Genomic DNA, 18,842 nt, shown 5'->3' on the forward strand with positions numbered 1-18,842 from the left:
TCGATAAGCAACTGAATAGCCCAGCTGTAGAGGCAAATGTTTAACTATTTTGTATAGATAAGAGGTCGGTTGTTTATATCGATAAGCGACTGCTTGGCGCAGCTATTGAAGCAATGAGTCCTGAATCAGGGTTAAAATTAATAATTAACGCTACAAAAAAACGCCCAATGACAATGCATTGGGCGATATAGCTAACGGCGATTTAACGCCATTAAAGATCAATAAAATAGCGGTTACTGATTAAGCTCTAGCTCATAGAAGCTTGCTTGGGCATAGTCACCGGCTTCCATACCACGCCACTCACAGTTTGAGCTACTTGCTTTGGTATTACATTGATTATAAACACCGGCTTTGTAGTACATCCAATCAGCTTGGTAACCTTGGTCAACTTCGTGACCTTGGTAATTACCTTCTGCTAGGTTCACATCAAAGGTTTTAACGATTTCGTTTGCTTCACCAGGATTTTTGGTGAAAGTAAGCTTCATGATGTCACCTTCAACATTCACTTCATAAGAGAATATTTCTCCTAGACGGATACCATCTTGTGGATCGTCATGGTGCTCACGTAGGTTGTAAGTGCCGAATACATTATGGCGAATATCTTTACGTAGCTTCTTGCCGTTACTATCTCTGGCATCTTGTAACTCTGGTATTGGATTTAGCTCATAGTTCCAAGACAGTGAACCAAATTCGTGACCTGGCAGCTTACGATATAAGATTTTTAATGGCTCGTTATCAGAACCATGAATTTGGCCAATAACCACTGCAAAGGCATTGTTCTTGCGGTATTCACCACTGGTACTGACTTGATCAACTGCCAATGTAGCTTTCAGTTGGCCGCCAATTGCGCCGTACTCGCTTGCATCTGGGTGAGAGGCAATTACAAAATTGGTTTTTGGATCATCGTATTTTTCAGCCAACATGCCGCGTAATTCGCTACGGGTGTTTTTACTATTTGGCGTTGTAGGCGCTTCATTTGGTGCAACAAAAACCAAGGCACCGGTTTTAGGGTCGGTATAAAACCACTCAGGGTGAACGTAAGGGGTTTGGGTATTACCAAGGTCGTGGCGATTAATCTCTAAGGCTTTGCCTTTACGCGAGCCTTCTGTAGTTAGCTCAGGAAGGGTGATTTTCCATTTTGTTAGGTCAAAGTTTTGTGCTGGCGCTTTAGTCGCATCAAGATTGTATTTAGTGAGATCGTAGTTGAACTCTTTTTTTACTTGTGGAGCCGGTGAGGTCGCGGAGCAACCTGCAAGAATAGCAACCGCTAGTATACTAAGATGGAGCTTTTTCATTGTTTTTACCCTTAGGATTAACTCTATTTCATTGCTTAAGGATACTACAGTATTATTGTATTACAAAAGTGTGATCGAGATAGGGAAATGAATTTTTTGCTGCACAATTAAGCTAACTTTGTGCACTATTTGAGGTTTAGCCGTGCTGTCAGTGGTTTTCACTGTAAAAATATTGATATCAAGCATGGGTTTGCACCAGTGAGTGGCGGTTAGTTTGTTGAGTGATCCACAGTGGTGCAACCCTTGTTATTTAATATTGCTTTAGCGACTAGCTAATCGTTATTTATGCACTTATTTAGGGCGTAATTGGTGCTATTTCACCTTATTCATCAATGTCTTGCACCTTACTGGTACAAATTAGTATGACAAAACCTTAATAACGGAATAATTCTTGCTTTTGTAAGTCCATGAATTTAATAAAAGAAAAACTTATGGGGATAAGCATGGATAACATTAGTGATGCAATTAGCGTCATGGCACAAAGTGCAAATACATTATTTATCTTACTTGGTGCCATTATGGTGCTGGCAATGCATGCGGGTTTTGCCTTTTTAGAAGTCGGTACTGTTAGGCATAAAAACCAAGTGAATGCGCTAGTTAAAATCTTAACTGATTTTGCTTTTTCAGCGCTGGCGTACTTTGTCATTGGCTACCAAATAGCATATGGCAGTCACTTTTTTGTCAGTGCTGATGCGCTAACGGCTAATAACGGCTACGAGCTGGTTAAGTTCTTTTTCTTACTCACCTTTGCAGCAGCAATCCCTGCCATCGTATCGGGTGGCATTGCCGAGCGCGGCAGTTTTAAACCTTTCTTATTAGCATCAGCTTTGATCGTAGCGTTGGTATACCCACTGTTTGAAGGCATGATTTGGAATGGTAACTTTGGTTTTCAAACTTGGTTAAATGACACCTTTGGCGCTGAGTTCCATGACTTTGCAGGCTCGGTAGTGGTACACGGTATGGGTGGCTGGTTAGCGCTGGTGGCGATATATGTATTGGGCTCTCGCCAAGGCCGTAAACCGGGTGTGGCATTTGCACCCTCTAATATTCCGTTTCTGGCACTCGGTTCATGGATACTGATTGTCGGTTGGTTTGGCTTTAATGTTATGTCAGCGCAAACCCTTGATGGCATTAGTGGCTTAGTGGCGGTAAACAGTTTAATGGCCATGGTTGGCGGCACCATTATCGCGTTGATTGTCGGTAAAAATGACCCTGGTTTTATCCATAACGGCCCGCTTGCAGGCTTGGTGGCTGTGTGTGCTGGTTCTGACTTAATGCACCCAGTAGGGGCATTTATTGTTGGCGGTGTGGCCGGTGGTTTATTTGTGATGGTGTATACCCGTTTACAACGCAGTACTAAAATTGATGATGTATTAGGCGTTTGGCCATTACATGGTTTATGTGGTGTGTGGGGCGGCGTTGCTGCAGGCATATTCGGTCAGCAAGCTTTTGGTGGATTAGGTGGCGTAAGCGTAATGTCTCAAGTGGTTGGCACTGTCGCTGGGGTTGCTGTGGCGCTTATTGGTGGTTTTATTGTGTATGGCGTCGTCAATAAAATCTCTAGCTTACGTTTAAGCCAAGAAGATGAATTTATTGGCGCTGATCTAGCGATCCATAAGATTGGTTCTACCAACTCAGATAAATAGTCTGTTACGCACTAATAGCGGCATAAATCTAGCGGCATAAATCGCTTTGGTGAGTAATACTTTAATTAAGGCGCTAATAGGCGCCTTAATTGATCTTATTGCTATATTTGATGAGTCTCATGTATTGTCGATGTTAGTTGTGGTTTATAAAAAGCACGCTACGGACACTAAACAGGCCTGTGTTTCTGGTAAACTCAGCTTACTTAGTTGCTAAAGCGTTAGCTCGTAACACATTCGTTCTTGAAACAGTTAATCAGATCGGTTTAAAACTGTTTTTAAATTTTGCTTAAAAGGAATCTCCCATGCGCACATCATTAACCTTATCTGCATCTATCGCTGCTTTATTACTTGTTCAAGGCTGTAATGAGCAAGTTGAACCACAATCTGAGCCAGCACCAGCAGTGGTAAAAGCAGCCCCTGTAGAAAAAACGGCTGAAATGGAAAAACCTGATACTAGCTCTGAAAAAGGGATCGCTATGCAACAAGGGACTGTAAGATATTTTGATCTTGAAGGTGGATTTTGGGGCATTTTAACTGACGATGGTCAGCAAATTCTGCCAAGTAACTTAGCAAAAGAATATCAAAAAGATGGTTTACGTTTGAGCTTTAGTGCCGCTGAAGTGACTGACATGATGACGATTCAGCAATGGGGTATTTTATCGACCCTAAGCAATATTGAAGTTATCGGTCAGGTGGAAAGCAAGGGTGGTAACCCACTTATCTAGTTCTTTAACTAGAACTAGGCTTAGGTCTTTTTAAGACTAGTTTGCTCAGCTTATAAAAATAAGCTTATTTTTTACAATGGGTTGATCTATAACAGGTCAGCCCATTTTTATTGCTGCCGCTTTAATTATTCGCCGCTTTAATCAATACCCCTCTTGAATTAATACCTTCTTTAATCAATGTCTTGTTTAGTCAAAGTCTTGTTTAGTCAATGTCTTGTGTAATCCGTAAGTTGTTGCGTGGGACTTGCTAACACAGTTGGTTCAGCAAAACGTCTCACATCACTAAATTTACAATTCAAACACTAATGTAAATGATAATGGTTTCTATTTACATTGTTGTTGCCGCTTTGTTAGTATCGCCTCCTAAATTAGTTGGTTCTAACAAAAGGATTGTTTTTAATATGAAATCTCGCTATCACACGTCGTTATCCCTAGGTGCAAAAGCCGTTGCTACCGCCTTGTTTTTTAGTGGCGCTCCTGCCTATGCTGCTGAAGTAGAAACTGAAGCTTGCGATAAAAGCGAAAATATTGAATGCCAGTCACAAGAAGCCATCGAGCGCATTGAAGTCCACGGGGTGAAAAGTTCGGTGTATTTTTACGATACATCAGGGGATAAACGTCGCGTTGCCGATCTAGTTGATACCCCACAAATGATCACGGTACTGACTCAAGATCAAATTCAAGAATCTGGCTTAACCGATTTAAAAGATATTTTGTCTACCCAAGCGGGTGTGACCTTGGGCACCGGTGAAAACGGTAATGCTTTTGGTGATCGCTATATTATTCGTGGCCATGAAGCCCGCAGTGATGTGTTTGTTGATGGTTTGCGCGATCCGGGCATGACCACCCGTGAAAGTTTTGCCACCGAACAAGTGGAAATAACCAAAGGCCCAAGTTCAACCTTTGCTGGACGCGGATCATCAGGCGGTGCCGTTAACAGTGTCACCAAAAAAGCCTCAACTGCTTATAACTTTGGCCGCGTTGATGCCGCAGTCGGTACCGATGATCACACTCGTTTTACTGTTGATTATAACGTGCCGCTAACTGAAGATGTCGCGCTGCGAATTAACGGCCTGATTGCCGATGAAGATAAGCCGGGCCGTGAAGGCATTAGCTCAGAAAGAAATGGTGCTCAATTGTCTTTAGTGTATGAAGCGACTGATGCTTTGTCATTTATCGCCGATGGTTACTACATGAAGGCCGATGATGTGGCTGATTTAGGTAGCTACTTTGACCAAGATACTCGCAAGCCAATCGAAGATATTCCAGTTTATGCTCAAGATTCTGACTTTCTCAGCTCTGATGTCAGCACGTTTACCTTGCGTACCGAATATGACATTTTAGACAGCTTAACTTTCTACAATGCTACTCGTATTGGTCGCACTGAAAATGGCTATATAACTACGGGTATGAGTGGCACTAATCGCGCAGCCAGCGATGTTGACGCGCCGGGGGCTGAAACCTTAACCATTAGCACCCATCAAGGACGCCAAGATGTTGAATACTGGAACACTCAGTTCAACTTATTCTGGAATACCGATATTTTAGGTATGGAGAATAAGTGGGTATTTGGACTCGAATATAGCGATGAATCAGTGGATAACGGCTTGTATGATATCGTCAATAATAACGCCACTAATTGTATCGTCGATGGCCGCCGAGGCGAGTCTGGTGCTTACTGTATTATTGATGGTAATGGCGATGAAGTTGATAATATCGACCAGCTGATGGGCCGTACTTATTCAAAAGGGGCATCTGATGCCATATATAACATCGAAACCATCTCGGCTTACTTCATGGATACCGTGGCAATCACCGAAGAGGTAGAACTCTTTTTCGGCTTCAGACAAGATAGCTTTGATTACACCAATGACACTTCAAGTAGCCGTAATGGTGATATTTTATATGACTATTCCGACAGCATGTATAACGGCCATGTTGGCTTAGTGTATAGCCTGACAGAAGCAGGCAATATATACGCCAGCTACAGTACCGCGACTAACATCAATGGCGGTGAGTCAGACCTTGGCGCAAGTTGTGGTTATGGTGGACTTTGTGGCACACCTGAGCAAGTACTGGCAGCGGATCCAGAATTGGTTGAGAATATTGAACTGGGTACTAAATGGATGCTGTTTGACGATAGCGTGATGTTTTCTGCCTCGGTATTCCAAATCACTAAAGATGATGTAATGGAAAGCGTCGGTGATAGCTATTCAACCTTAGGTAGCCTCAATACCGGTAAAAACCGTGTAGAAGGGATTGAAATTGGCATGGTGGGTAACATTACTGATGCCTTTAGTATTCAGCTTTCAGCGTCATTAATGGACTCAGAAGTACTTGAATCATTTAATGAAGATTATATCGGTAAAAAACTGAGTAACTTTGCTGATGAAAGTGCCTATTTACAGCTCCGTTATGAGATTAATGACATGTTTGTCATTGGTGGTGGTTACACTTATCAAGGCGAAATGTACGGCGGACAGCCTGACACAGCAGCAGGATATGATCCTGAAAATGACCGTTACAGCGTAGTGGTACCGGCTTATCAAGTGGTGAGTTTATTTGCTAATTACAATGCGACAGAAGCATTAACCTTCCGGATTAATGTGGGTAATGTTCTCGATGAGGAGTACTGGACTGCGGCATATCGCTCAGGCTCATTCATGTATCTTGGTGATGCAAGAAACGCCAACTTAACTGCGACATTTGAATTTTAATTAAAGGGATCATCATGATTGTTATTGAGAAAATATTGACTGCTGAAGAAGTGAGCTTATTTAGGCAGCAATTAGCTGATGCGCCATGGTTAGATGGCAAGCAAACCGCCATGGGCATGGCGGCGTCAGTCAAAAATAACCATCAAGCGGATGCTAATGATGATGTGGTGCGCCAACTGGCTAATAAGTTGTTGGCGCAATTTGGTCATAACCCTAAGATCGTTTCGGCGGCCTTACCCCATAAAATTTTTCCGCCTTGTTTTAATCGCTATGGGATATCTGAAGAATATGGTTTTCACGTTGATGCTGCAGTGATGCGCATTCCGGGCACCAATGAGGTGCTAAGAAGTGATATGTCGATGACCACGTTTTTAAGTGAGCCAGATGAGTATGATGGCGGCGAGTTAATTATTGCTACCGAGTTTGGCGAGCAGCAAATAAAGCTGCCTGCAGGTTACGCGGTATTGTATCCATCTAGCAGTTTACATAAAGTCACTGCAGTAACCCGTGGTGAACGAGTGGCAGCCATTACCTGGATGCAAAGCATGGTGGCTGATGGCAGTTTAAGGCAAAACCTTTATCAGCTTGATCAAACCATTCAAACGCTCATTAGCCAAGGTAATACCGATCGCAGTGAGTTAGATAATCTGCACAATGTTTATCATAACTTGATCCGTCAATTTACCCAGCTGTAAGCTTAAATCCGATTTAAAAGCTAACTCGCTAAATGGCGCAGTTTATAATCAACAGGGCAAATGCCATAAAACTGTTTAAACAGGCGACTAAAATGGCTAGCACTGTGATAGCCCAGTGAATAACACACTTGGGTTATTTGCTGGCCTTGCTCTATCAGCGTCGCAGCTTGAGTTAAGCGGCTTTGCTGCTGATAAACCATCGGCGTGCAGCCCAAATGCTGTTTAAATTGCTGAAAAAACTTACTGCGGCTCATACAGGCTTGTCGGCACAAGGCATTAATATCTAATGGCTCGCTGAGGTGCTGCTTAATATAGTGTAACGCGGCGTTGAGGCCATTAAATTGCGGGTCGTTATGACTGTGATGCAATAAAAAATCACGGGTTTGATGACGCATTAAGCGCACTATTAATTCTGAAATCGCCAAATCAATCAGATAACTGCGGTCCTGTTCATTCTCGGTATAAATCGCCACAATTCTGTCTAATAGCGCTTGGGTTTGCTGATTATGGTGGGTATGCATTAAAGATGGTTGGTATTGCCAGTGGCCATATTGCTTATCGATAGGCGCGCTCAGATTGAGTTTATCGGCAATTTGTTGTACCCGTTCGGTTGAAATCTCAATGGCTAAACAGGTGGTGGGTTGATGGATTTTAGCCTCAGGAAAATCAATTTCTACGGCTTGATTGGGCGCCATAATAAAAGATTCATGGGGGTAAAACGCCGCCTCATAATCATCTACCGAGTGCATCACTTTTTTACCCGTCACCATGCCGCAAAATAACAGTTGGTCAGATTGTAGTGCCACCCGTGAGGCTTGCTCAAAGGTATCGTAAATACTCAGTTCAGATTCAGGTCCAGCAAAACTAATCTTGTTTTCTACTAGTACCTTTGGCTTGCTGCGCTGCAGTTGTAGGCGTCCACTGATCATATTGTTCCCTCACAGAGTGATACCAAGTCATTTGGTATATTTGTTCCTGAACAACAATCCTTACTTATGCTGTGATAGCTTTTCCCTTAAAACTCGGAGCTAATTCGTTAACTTAAATCATTAACTTAGCTCAGCTTATGGGTAATGTCGCCATGAGCTAGACAGTAGTTTCACAATCATTTGTACTGTGAGTCAACAGCTGTGGATTCTCAGAATAGTCACTTTCCAATAATTGATTTAGCTTAATTAGTTATCCAAAAAATACAATTAGAGGAAAGTAGCATGATTTACGCAGCACCCGGCGAAGCAGGTTCAGAAATGAGCTATAAATCTGTATATCAAAACTTCATAGGCGGTCAGTGGGTTGAGCCTGTTAATGGCAAGTATTTTGACAATATCAGCCCAGTAAATGGCCAAGTTTTTTGTAAAATTCCCCGTTCAGATGCACAAGATATTGAGTTAGCCCTTAATGCAGCCCATAAAGCTCAAGCATCTTGGGGTAAAACCTCTGCCACGGAGCGTTCTAATATTTTATTAAAAATAGCCGATCGCATCGAAAATAACCTAACGGCTCTGGCAGTGGCCGAAACTTGGGATAACGGTAAAGCCGTGCGCGAAACCCTTAATGCCGATATTCCCTTAGCAGTTGATCACTTCCGTTACTTTGCTGGCTGTTTACGTGCCCAAGAGGGCAGCGCCGCAGAGATTGATGCCAATACCTTGTCGTACCATATTCATGAGCCGTTAGGGGTTGTTGGGCAAATTATTCCGTGGAACTTTCCTCTATTAATGGCGGCGTGGAAGCTTGGGCCTGCGCTCGCTGCGGGCAACAGCGTGATCCTTAAACCTGCGGAGCAAACACCAGCATCGATTCTATTTTTAATGGAGTTAATTGGCGATCTGCTGCCTGCTGGGGTGCTTAATATCGTTAATGGTATTGGTGAAGAAGCAGGTCAAGCGCTCGCAACCAGTAAGCGTATTGCCAAAATTGCCTTTACTGGCTCAACTCCTGTTGGATCGCATATTTTAAAATGCGCCGCTGAAAACATTATTCCCTCCACGGTCGAGCTAGGTGGTAAGTCACCCAATATCATCTTTAACGATGTGGTTAACTTTGAAGATGAATATTTAAGTAAGTGCGTAGAAGGCGCGGTACTGGCCTTTTTCAACCAAGGAGAAGTATGTACCTGTCCGTCACGGTTACTGATCCAAGAAGATATTTACCCGCAATTCATGGAAATGCTGATAGAGCGATCAAAAGCGATCAAGCGTGGTAATCCCTTAGATACCGACACCATGGTTGGCGCGCAGGCATCGAAAGAGCAGTTCGATAAAATATTAGGCTACATTGATATCGGCAAAAAAGAAGGCGCTGAAGTGTTATTAGGCGGCGAGATTGCATCTGTGGGTGATAATTTTGATAGTGGTTATTATATTCAGCCAACCTTGCTTAAAGGCACCAATGATATGCGCGTGTTCCAAGAAGAGATTTTTGGCCCAGTGATATCGCTCACCACCTTTAAGGATGAAGCCGAAGCACTCGCCATGGCCAATAACTCTGACTTTGGCTTGGGCGCAGGAGTGTGGACCCGAGACACTAACTTGGCTTATCGAATGGGGCGTAATATTCAAGCAGGCCGAGTGTGGACCAACTGCTATCACATGTATCCAGCCCATGCGGCATTTGGCGGTTATAAAAAATCAGGCGTGGGCCGTGAAACCCACAAGATGGCCTTAAATCATTACCAACAAACCAAAAACTTGCTGGTGAGTTACGACATTAACCCGTTAGGTTTTTTCTAAGCGATTAATCATGGGATAGTTGCAGCTTGATAGTTAAAGGCTATTTTTCAAGGTCATTTTAACAGGCTATTTTCAAGCTAAATATTAATAGGGCAAACAAGTTAGCTTGCTTGCCCTACTTATAATCTAAGACGACTCTCTTTTAGAGAGATAGGTAATGAGTAAATGAATTAACCCCATATACACAAATGTGCCCCAAGAGATAGCATGACTTATTTTATAGTCTAATTCGGCACAATAACCGACACTGCCATCATATTCTTCATTGGCTTCAGCCCAAAGACTGCTGCTGCCACTAAAAACTATCACCAGAATGCCTAAGCTAAATAGGTTGCTGGTTACTCCCCAAAGTGACCATGATACTAGCTCTATTAGTATGATTAGTCCCAGTGCAATAGTCGCCACCACCTTCTTGGTTAGCAGAGTTTTAGGCAAAAAATGGATGATAAACAGCATCAATAAGGTCATTAAGGCCGCATATTGAAAGAAGGTATAAATGGTGTCTGCGGCAACCGATTTCAGCATAAAGCTGAGCAGTATTCCCGCGCCTAAGACAATAACATTGAAGCCTGCAAAGATTTTTATCGGCAACTTTTGGTCTAATAACAGCGCCCCAGCAATGCTGAAGAACAAATACATGGCTAAAATGGGCCAAAAACCGAGTATATTGAACCACTCAATGGGAATATAACTAATTGCTAAATAATTACAGACTCCCCCCCAAATGATGGCCAGAAAAATCAGCAAATTAAATTGTAATTTACTGATTTTATAATCAGTTAAAAAAACCGCTGAAAGCTGCTGTTTTATCTTGTCTTGATGTGAATCAACCATGTTGCACCATTGTTATATTCCCCTTATTAATCAACAGCTAATTTTAATAATGGTAGCTTTTTTTATAAACTGCTTACAATGGTGTTTAGGTCAAAAACTAGCCTGATAAGCTCTAAATTTGTGGTTTTTGCTTATCAATCTCAGGTTTAAGTTTTATTTAAGTGTTAAGCCTGATGATAGTGATGTGATAACAGTAACAACTTGCCAACTGAGCCACTGCTATTTGTTGATGACGATAGAATTTAGTTAACTTTTATCGCCGCATGAACAGACAAAGTTATTAGCAAAAATAAAATAATTAAAACAAAATTTAAAGGAGACGACACGTGAAGAGAGTCGGGATCGTGCTGTTGTGCATGTTTATGCCAATAGCGACAGCGTTTGCAGAGCAAACCAAAACCCTTTCAGTGGATGTATTGTGGCAACTAAGCCGCATCGGTAATCCTACTATTTCCCCCAATGGCGATTACATCATTGCACCTGTCACTAACTACGATGTGCCTGAAGATAAAGGCTCAACTCAATTATGGTTATTTGATAAAGAGGGCAACAGCCAGCGCCCAATTACCGCTCAAGGTTTACGTGTGAGTGAGCCAACCTTCTCACCAGACAGCAATACTTTAGCTTTTATCAGCAAGCGTGATAAAGACGAAGCGGGTCAAGTGTACTTATTACCAATGAACTCACCAGGTGAAGCCCAGCGCTTAACTGAGGTGCCAAGTGGCGCTTATGGAATTAAGTGGGTGGGTGAGCATATTTACTTTATCAGTTCAGTATTTCCAGGTAAAAACTGGGATCAAGTAGCCGAGCAATTAAAAGCTGATAAAGACGATAAAGTATCAGCCCACCAATGGAATGCACTACCTTATTCAAGCTTTGATCATTGGCTGGATGAAGACCGTGAAGCCCATGTGTTTCGTATCCCTGCTAAAGGTGGCGATATTGAGCCAATTACTCAGCCTTTAAACAAGCAGCTACCACGTTCGTCGCAAAGTGCAGCTAGCTATGACATCGATCCAGCTGAGGGTTTTATTGCCTTTAATAGCAACGGTTGGGACAACCAAGTTGACGCTAAAATCGATATCTTTTTCGCTGAAATCGGTAGCGCTAAGGTTGAAAACCTAACCCCGAACAACCAAGCGCCAGATGCAAACCCAACATTTAGCCCAGACGGCAAAACCTTGGCTTTTACCCGCCAAACGATTCATGGTTTTTATGCCGATACTGCCAAGCTAATTTTGCTCGATGTTAACAAGCGCAGCGAAAAAGTGATTGCCAAAGACTGGGATCGCAGCATCGCGCGTTTTGTGTGGACACCCGACAGCAAAGGCTTTTATGCAGCCATTGATGATGCCGCCACAAGACGCATTTTTCATATCAATGCTAAAAACGGCAAAGTAAAAGCCATCACTAAAGCGACTAACTTTGGTATGCCTGCGCTGGCGAATGACGGCACCTTAGTGGCCGCCAATGACAGCTTTACTTATCCAGCGCGCTTGGTAAAAATCAATCCACGTAATGGTAATAGTACCCGTTTAGACAGCTTTAATGATGAAATTTTAGCGGATATCGATGTGGGCACTTATGAGTCGGTGACCTATAAAGGTTATAACGATCAAGACATTCAAATGTGGGTTCATTATCCTCCGGGTTTTGATCGCAGCAAAAAATACCCATTAATGATGCTGATCCACGGTGGTCCACACAATGCCATTTCTGATGGTTTCCACTATCGCTGGAATGCGCAAACCTTTGCGTCATGGGGTTATGTGACGGCGTGGCCAAACTTTCATGGTTCAAACAGCTTTGGTCAAGACTTTGCTGACAGCATCAACCCAGACTGGAAAAACAAGTCACTGGAAGATGTGTTTAAAGCGACAGAGTGGTTTAAGCAAAAAGACTGGATCGATAACGATCGTTTAGTGGCGGGTGGTGCAAGCTATGGCGGCTACTTAACCTCGATTATATTAGGTCAAAAAGAACAGCCATTTAATGCGTTATTTATCCATGCTGCGGTCTATAACATGTACTCGCAAATGGCGGCAGATTTCTCGGTTCACAGTACCCGTTTTGGTAACTACTGGGACAAGCCAGAAATCTACAAGGCAATTTCGCCCCATTATGGCGCAGAAAACTTTAATACCCCAACCTTAGTGGTTCATGGTCAGCTTGATTACCGTGTGCCAGTCGGCCAAGGGTTTGAATTATTCCGCACCCTGCAAACCCGTGGTGTCGAGTCGAAGATGATTTACTTCCCTGATGAAAACCACTGGATCATGAAGCCGAATAATTCAATTTATTGGTATAACCAAGTTGAGCAGTGGATGAACCGCTTTGCTGAACCTGGAGCTAAATAGTAGGGGCGAAATACAAATATTTAAGCCTTACTAACTGATTAAATATCACTTATAAAAAAGGCTGTTGCAGAACTTTCTGCAACAGCCTTTTTATTATCAGCAACGTAAGCGTTGTTAATTATGGTTACTTTTTAAAAATCTCTGCTCAGAAAGCTTAAACTTTAAATCTAAAACCTAAAAAGTGAAGCTGGTTTGCAGTGCTGCGCCCATATTATTTTCATCACTGTAATTGGCTGAAATATCGATATTAAATACTCCAGCAATGGATAAGCCTAAACCGGCAGTCACGCTGTCATCGATGTTATCTGTTAAATCAGTTTGGTAACCTGCGCGTAATTTAGCCCAGCGAGCAGGGGTAAACTCAAGCCCAATAGCCGCGAGTTGGCGATTGTCATTACTGCTATCAAACTGGTTAAGCGTGCCGTCAATATTGCTATAACCTTCAGATTCATTTAACTGCACATCAATGGCTGCGGTGATAAAACGGTTTTGATAATTTGCACTCACTGTATAAGTCGGACTTATTTCATATTGACCTTGCACGCCATTAATTAGCTCAGTGTCATAGCTATTCTCGATTAAGTTTTTCCCCACAAAACCAAAGCCAAATCCGGCGTTATGTTGATAAGCAATACCGACATCAAGGTTCATATTGCCTTGATCGTTTTGGTAGCGATCATCATCCCAGTCATCAAACTCAAAGTTATCAATGTCGGTAATATAATTTATGGTGTTTACCTGCTGATATTTAGGTGACACCCCATAGTAGAGCTCGCCTGTGGCAAACTGATGCGACTTAGCTAAGCTGACACCAATTTCGGTAACAACTACACCCATGGTTAACGCTTGAGAGTTCAGATCTTGGTTGATGATATTGCTTGGATCAAGATCGCTATCAGCAATATCAGCAAACACCAGTGCATCGGCATAGGCTTGGGCAAACAGGTTGACCGATACAAATTTATTGGGGATCGCAATGGCTAACTGGGTGCCCACTTGTACTTGGGCGTAATTGCCTTGGATCAACTGCAGTTGATCGATCACCACTTGGGCATCAGCTTCAGTTGGCATGCTGATGTTTTTAAAATCATCATAAACGTCTGAAAAATCTTCAACATTCTCGATAGTGTCAGTGGGATCGTTAGCGTGTACCCCAAAAGCAGGGAACAATACCGCCACGCCATCGGACTCTTTAAAACGCGCCGTTAATGCAGGGTTATGAAACGGCGCCGTTAAATAATCGGCGCTGCTAACGCCAACGCCGCCCATGGCATGTGAGCGCGCATCAAAACTGTGATTGTTAGCTTGAACTGAGGTAGCAAAGGCCGCGGCCATGCATAAAGGAAGGTAGCGTAGTGTTCTTGTGGTTATTATAGGCATATTAATCCAGCAACATATTGTTATTAATAGTTTTATTGAAGTTGTTCGAAGCGGGATTATAGCATTGCTTAGGTTTGTTGTTACCAAGTGTTTGTGCTTATGTGAACTGAGCTGCATTGTTTTTATATTTTTTAGCCTATTAGCAAGTGACGGTTTTAAAGCATCACTTTAAAGCATCACTTTAAAGCATCACTTTAAATCATTAGCTCAGTTACTTCATTTCCACGAGGTTGCAGGCACAGATATTAGTACTGGGTAAAAAATACAGTAACACGGTATTTTGTTGCGCATTTCGATTAGTAATTTGAATCGTAAGGTTATGGACGCCTTTTTTACTGATATTTCTTTTAGCAAAGGCCTCTAAGTGGCTGGCATGTTGTGGTAATGGCAGCTCAGTATTATGCCTAATTAATTCATTGTGGGTTAAGTTTAAAATGTAGGTGTCTTTCTCTTTATAAGCGCTAAGTACATCGCCTGTTAAATACAGGGTTGCAATAGGATTGCCATCGGTCGTGAAGTAACGGTAGCTGATACTGGCTGAACGTTTTTGTAAGGTAAAATCAGCGATCAGCGAGTGATGTTCAATGGTGTCACTATTAGGGTTTTTCGCCACTAATTCATTGCGACAAGATAGCACCATATCCACTTCGGTGGCTTTGATATGCTGGTAAACAATGACGATGGTGACAATGGATATTAAGGCCGCCAGTATTCTGAATATGATGCGATTAGTCACAGAGTGATACCTCAGCTAGCCATTTATCGGAGATAAAATTCGGGGTTAAACTAAAATCACTGGTTTTAATATTGCGCATTAAGTTATCGCCATTTGGCTTTTGCCGAGCTAAAGAGATATTTAACACCTGCATGTCGTTAGAAAATGCCAGATACACTTGTTGCCACACTAAGGTGTTGCATTGGTTGAGAGCAGCAATGATTTTTTCTTCAGTGGGCTTATCTTGTTGCATTGATATGCTGGGTGACTCAAGCCACGTCAGTTTTATTTGTTGCTGATTATCTAATTGCACAATGCGGCTATTTTTGACTGGCGTTTGTGCAGGTTTAAACAGTATGTATTGATGCATTGCTGCAATAATGGCGGTTAACACTACAAGCACCAATGCAGTGGTATAGATAAAGTGTTTTTTATGCTTTGCAGATTGCTGAATCCAACTGGCTGCTGGTGGGGTGATATTGAGCCGATAACCTTTACGCGGAATGGTTTCAATTAATTCAGCATAATTTTCGCCAAAGTACTTACGCAAAGTAAATACTGCTTTTGCCACTGCCGATTCACTCATAACAGGGCTTTGGGAGCCAGCACAGGCTAATTGGCCTTTGGTCATGATGCGATTGGGGTGGCGACTTAATTGCTCTAAAACCTGACTTTCGGTGCGGGTAAGGTGCAGCTGAACTTGAGATTCAGTATTGAGTATTTGGCTATTGGCAATATCAAATTCAAAGATTTCAATGCGCATTTAAATCACACTCAGATAAACATTCTATTGTTAAGTTTACTGCAATTAAATAATTACAAACATTCTACAAATCACAGTTTTACCATACAGCACTAACTTTGCAGCTGGCTTTTGCTAAAAGCCACTCATTACTTCTTTGTTATGACCAATAGCCATTGCAGTCGCGGCTGCTCGTATCAAGCTCCCGCGCTTCGGATATTGCTAGTTCTGCTACGGACAATTAACTTAACGTGATCTGGGTCACATTAGATTTTAAGTAATCTCAAAAGTAAAACTCTGTAATTAGTATTACGTGCTAAATGCGGGTGCTTTTTTGATGTTTAACGCTGTTAAGTTGAGTTTTTTCGCTATTTAATCCATCTTCAATTCGATTTTTCTAATGGAGTGATTAACTGAAATATTACTTTGAACTAGCTCCCGTTGCCATTTTTCCTGTCTGTCATGCTTATCTCAAGCCAGAAACGTAAGTGCTGAAGATGTACTTTTTAGCGTTCTGCCAGTTATCAACACTCAGCTTAAAAGTTGGGAATAAATATAAAAATGCGAGGCAAGTGATTATGAAAACTCTAAATAGAAGACAAGCGATCAACCGTATTATTGGTATTTCTACTGCGGCAGCGGGCGGGGCACTTATCGCTAATCCTGTTATAGCGGCAGTGACCAACGTTAGCGGAGATTGGAAATTAGAAGTGGGTACCCGCTTAGCTTATAGCAAACTTGATCCCATGGTTGTGGCAAAACGTGCTTATGAAACCGGTAATGGCTGTATGTTCCAAGTATTTGATAGCATTATTCAAAGCTTGGCAGAATCAGATTCTGTTGATGCTGATAAGTTCGCCCAAGTACCAACCGCCATGGCGCATTATGGCTATGCAGGCATGCTAGGAGAAGGCACTGTTTGTGGCAATATTAACGCCACAGGTATGTTGGTTAATTTATTATCCATTAATGGTGAGCCTGCCAATGCAATGTTAAGTCAAACCATGCGTTTTTATGAATCAGAAACACTACCGTTTCAAACGGCTGAATTTATTGAAGGCATAGGCGCTGACATGACAGAGACCTTAGCTCAAGTCGGTAAACCTACAGCGGCAAATAGCACCCTTTGTCACAGCTCTATTAGTCTTTGGGCCAGTGAAAATGGTAAGTCATTTAGTGAAAAAGGCATGCGCTGTAAACAGCTTTCAGCCTCTGTGGTCTATGAATTAGTTGCAATGCTTAACAAGGCTTTTGATGGTGAGACCGTAAATGATCACCCAGTTTCAGATGCGACTCAAGATTGCCAAGGTTGTCATACATCGTCATCAACATTTGCCCCTAGTGTGCAAACGAATATGTCATGTAATACCTGTCACGGCGGCCACTAATTGCTGGGAGTAATAACATGAAACATCTTAAATTATGTAGTGTCATTGGCTTGAGTTCGATGTTGTTGTTTGGCTGTGGAGGCTCTGATGATGAAACTATCGATCCGCCAATTGAGCCACCTGTAGAGCCTCCGGTATTGACGGTCAATATTGATCAAACTGAGACCTTAACTGCTAGCTTACAATCTGTTGATGCAGAAAATGGCGCAGTGACAGTAAAACTGACAGGTGATGATGATTTGTCGGTCACTGACGCAAGTGCATTTAACCTGATTATTATGGGTTACCCTTCAAAGACGCAGTCGTCAACCAAGTACAATCTGGATTGGCATCAGGCGAGTCATGCAAATTGCATTGAGGCTGAAACCTGCTCACTTGATATCAATGAAGCTGAATCAGGGCTGTATTATTTAACCTTAGACAGTGTGAATTGGAAAACTGCGGTTGAGACTTACCGGGTAGCCTTAGAAGTTAAAGGTGACAAAGCTCATTATGAATTAGTGTTTATGGATTAAGGTACTTACCAATGTACTTTTAAGCTAGCTGTAAAAATGACAAAGCCTTTTCATTATGAAAAGGCTTTTTTACTGCTCAAATGATCGATTAACTCAGAAAGCGATCAATAGTTTTTTGCACATCATTGGGCATGATGGGCTTCGTCAGGTAATCATCAGCACCAATTTTTAAGGCTAACTCTTGATCAGATGCTTCAATGAGTGAGCTGACTACTACGATCGGAGTATTGGCGATTTCAGGCTGATCTTTAATAAACTTGATTACTTGATAGCCATTGATATTAGGCATAGTGATATCGACGAAAATTAAATTAGGGCGAATGCTTGCAAACATTTCGATAGCAGCATCGCCAGAATTTGCTGTCATAACCCGATATTCATCGCCCAAAATTGCCAGTAACAGGCCTGTGCAAACAGGATCGTCATCAATAACTACAACCGTACGTTTTTCCATTAATGCCTCATTAACAACTAGATACTCTTGGTGTTGTATTGTCATTATAGCTTAAAGCGACAGCGGAAAATGAAATATCAAGCCAGAAACAATATTGAGGGGAATTTTGTTTCTGGCATTGTCGTTATCAAACCAAGGTTTGATATTGCGGTAGTTAGTTTGCTTAGAAGGTGGCAATAGAGGCCAGGTGTGCTTCAAGTTCTGCTTCTGTGGTGGGGGTAATCTCAAGTTCAATTGAGAGCGGATCGCTACCATTAAGCATAAATGCCGCTTGTTTGTTGTGATCGTAATGAAACCATTTTCCATTGATACACACGTCGGTATAGCAGTTCGGTAGTAATTCCATGAGTACACCTATTATTTTATGTGATGGAGCTTGTAGGGTTATATTTGTGACACTAAAGCACAGTTTGAATGTGCTTTAGTGATCTTAGTCACCTTTATAAGACAATAGTTAAGCTAGGAGCACCTTGATCTGCATCAATTGAGATAGCGTTTTGTTGGATGGGAAAAGACTTTTCGTAACACAAAACACTAAAAGAGGCTTACTTTAAGCCTTATTTAGATATTAATGCTGCTTTTTGCCTATTCTTTAGGGTTAACCTTTGTTGATGGTGTTCACCAATGGTTATTCGGCTGCGGTTATT

Annotated in this window: 16 protein-coding genes; 8 read left to right on the top strand and 8 right to left on the bottom strand. The window is 42.1% G+C overall.

All coding sequences use genetic code 11. The features are described from left to right. Positions 1 to 233: 233 nt before the first annotated feature. Entirely contained in the window at positions 234 to 1,295 is a 1,062-nt protein-coding gene (locus tag AB4140_RS17225) for a polysaccharide lyase family 7 protein (protein WP_102440716.1), read from the bottom strand. Between the two features lie 443 nt (positions 1,296 to 1,738). Here AB4140_RS17225 and AB4140_RS17230 point away from each other — a divergent pair, with 443 nt between their 5' ends. The 4 genes from AB4140_RS17230 (at position 1,739) to AB4140_RS17245 (ending at position 7,078) form a co-directional block, all read left to right on the top strand. Continuing rightward, a complete protein-coding gene (locus AB4140_RS17230; RefSeq protein ID WP_102440715.1) occupies positions 1,739 to 2,941 on the top strand; it encodes an ammonium transporter in 1,203 nt (400 codons plus the stop codon). Positions 2,942 to 3,243: 302 nt separating this feature from the next. Next, on the top strand, positions 3,244 to 3,666 hold the full coding sequence (locus AB4140_RS17235) for a hypothetical protein (protein ID WP_102475665.1): 423 nt from the start codon (positions 3,244 to 3,246) through the stop codon (positions 3,664 to 3,666). A 401-nt stretch (positions 3,667 to 4,067) separates the two neighbouring features. Then, complete coding sequence (locus tag AB4140_RS17240; protein WP_372001916.1) at positions 4,068 to 6,383, top strand: TonB-dependent receptor; 2,316 nt, start codon at positions 4,068 to 4,070, stop codon at positions 6,381 to 6,383. A 14-nt stretch (positions 6,384 to 6,397) separates the two neighbouring features. Continuing rightward, positions 6,398 to 7,078 (top strand): Fe2+-dependent dioxygenase, encoded by a 681-nt coding sequence (locus tag AB4140_RS17245; protein WP_303462437.1) that lies wholly within the window; start codon positions 6,398 to 6,400, stop codon positions 7,076 to 7,078. A 20-nt stretch (positions 7,079 to 7,098) separates the two neighbouring features. Here the strand turns inward: AB4140_RS17245 and AB4140_RS17250 are convergent, their stop codons facing one another. Then, on the bottom strand, positions 7,099 to 8,007 hold the full coding sequence (locus AB4140_RS17250; protein WP_372001918.1) for a helix-turn-helix domain-containing protein: 909 nt from the start codon (positions 8,005 to 8,007) through the stop codon (positions 7,099 to 7,101). Between the two features lie 282 nt (positions 8,008 to 8,289). Here AB4140_RS17250 and AB4140_RS17255 point away from each other — a divergent pair, with 282 nt between their 5' ends. Next, complete coding sequence (locus tag AB4140_RS17255; RefSeq protein WP_303414631.1) at positions 8,290 to 9,810, top strand: aldehyde dehydrogenase family protein; 1,521 nt, start codon at positions 8,290 to 8,292, stop codon at positions 9,808 to 9,810. 126 nt (positions 9,811 to 9,936) lie between these two features. Here AB4140_RS17255 and AB4140_RS17260 read toward each other — a convergent pair whose 3' ends face one another. After that, positions 9,937 to 10,644: a hypothetical protein gene (locus AB4140_RS17260; protein WP_372001920.1), complete on the bottom strand. Its 708-nt coding sequence runs from the start codon at positions 10,642 to 10,644 to the stop codon at positions 9,937 to 9,939. A 326-nt stretch (positions 10,645 to 10,970) separates the two neighbouring features. Between AB4140_RS17260 and AB4140_RS17265 the strand changes: the two genes are divergently transcribed. Further along, positions 10,971 to 13,001 carry a prolyl oligopeptidase family serine peptidase gene (locus AB4140_RS17265; protein ID WP_372001922.1) on the top strand — a complete coding sequence of 677 codons (2,031 nt, stop codon included), beginning with the start codon at positions 10,971 to 10,973 and terminating at the stop codon, positions 12,999 to 13,001. A gap of 174 nt (positions 13,002 to 13,175) precedes the next feature. Here the strand turns inward: AB4140_RS17265 and traF are convergent, their stop codons facing one another. From traF to AB4140_RS17280, 3 genes are all read right to left on the bottom strand, one after another. Continuing rightward, complete coding sequence (gene traF / locus AB4140_RS17270) at positions 13,176 to 14,381, bottom strand: conjugal transfer protein TraF (protein ID WP_372001924.1); 1,206 nt, start codon at positions 14,379 to 14,381, stop codon at positions 13,176 to 13,178. A 211-nt stretch (positions 14,382 to 14,592) separates the two neighbouring features. Beyond that, on the bottom strand, positions 14,593 to 15,117 hold the full coding sequence (locus AB4140_RS17275) for a hypothetical protein (protein WP_303414621.1): 525 nt from the start codon (positions 15,115 to 15,117) through the stop codon (positions 14,593 to 14,595). Further along, positions 15,110 to 15,859, bottom strand: coding sequence for a transcriptional regulator (locus tag AB4140_RS17280; RefSeq protein ID WP_372001926.1), 750 nt, complete (start codon positions 15,857 to 15,859; stop codon positions 15,110 to 15,112). The genes AB4140_RS17275 and AB4140_RS17280 overlap by 8 nt, the downstream gene beginning before the upstream one ends. A 557-nt stretch (positions 15,860 to 16,416) precedes the next feature. Between AB4140_RS17280 and AB4140_RS17285 the strand changes: the two genes are divergently transcribed. Together AB4140_RS17285 and AB4140_RS17290 are read left to right on the top strand one after the other, a co-directional pair. After that, positions 16,417 to 17,226, top strand: a complete 810-nt coding sequence (locus tag AB4140_RS17285) for a cytochrome C (protein WP_102440718.1) — start codon at positions 16,417 to 16,419, stop codon at positions 17,224 to 17,226. 17 nt (positions 17,227 to 17,243) lie between these two features. Continuing rightward, positions 17,244 to 17,741 carry a hypothetical protein gene (locus AB4140_RS17290; protein ID WP_102440704.1) on the top strand — a complete coding sequence of 166 codons (498 nt, stop codon included), beginning with the start codon at positions 17,244 to 17,246 and terminating at the stop codon, positions 17,739 to 17,741. A gap of 88 nt (positions 17,742 to 17,829) precedes the next feature. Here the strand turns inward: AB4140_RS17290 and AB4140_RS17295 are convergent, their stop codons facing one another. Both AB4140_RS17295 and AB4140_RS17300 read right to left on the bottom strand, forming a co-directional pair. After that, entirely contained in the window at positions 17,830 to 18,195 is a 366-nt protein-coding gene (locus AB4140_RS17295; protein ID WP_102440703.1) for a PleD family two-component system response regulator, read from the bottom strand. Positions 18,196 to 18,358: 163 nt separating this feature from the next. Beyond that, on the bottom strand, positions 18,359 to 18,541 hold the full coding sequence (locus tag AB4140_RS17300; protein WP_076538754.1) for a hypothetical protein: 183 nt from the start codon (positions 18,539 to 18,541) through the stop codon (positions 18,359 to 18,361). Positions 18,542 to 18,842 lie beyond the last annotated feature (301 nt).

Source organism: Shewanella sp. 10N.286.51.B2, assembly GCF_041469265.1.
Taxonomy (GTDB): Bacteria; Pseudomonadota; Gammaproteobacteria; order Enterobacterales; family Shewanellaceae; genus Shewanella.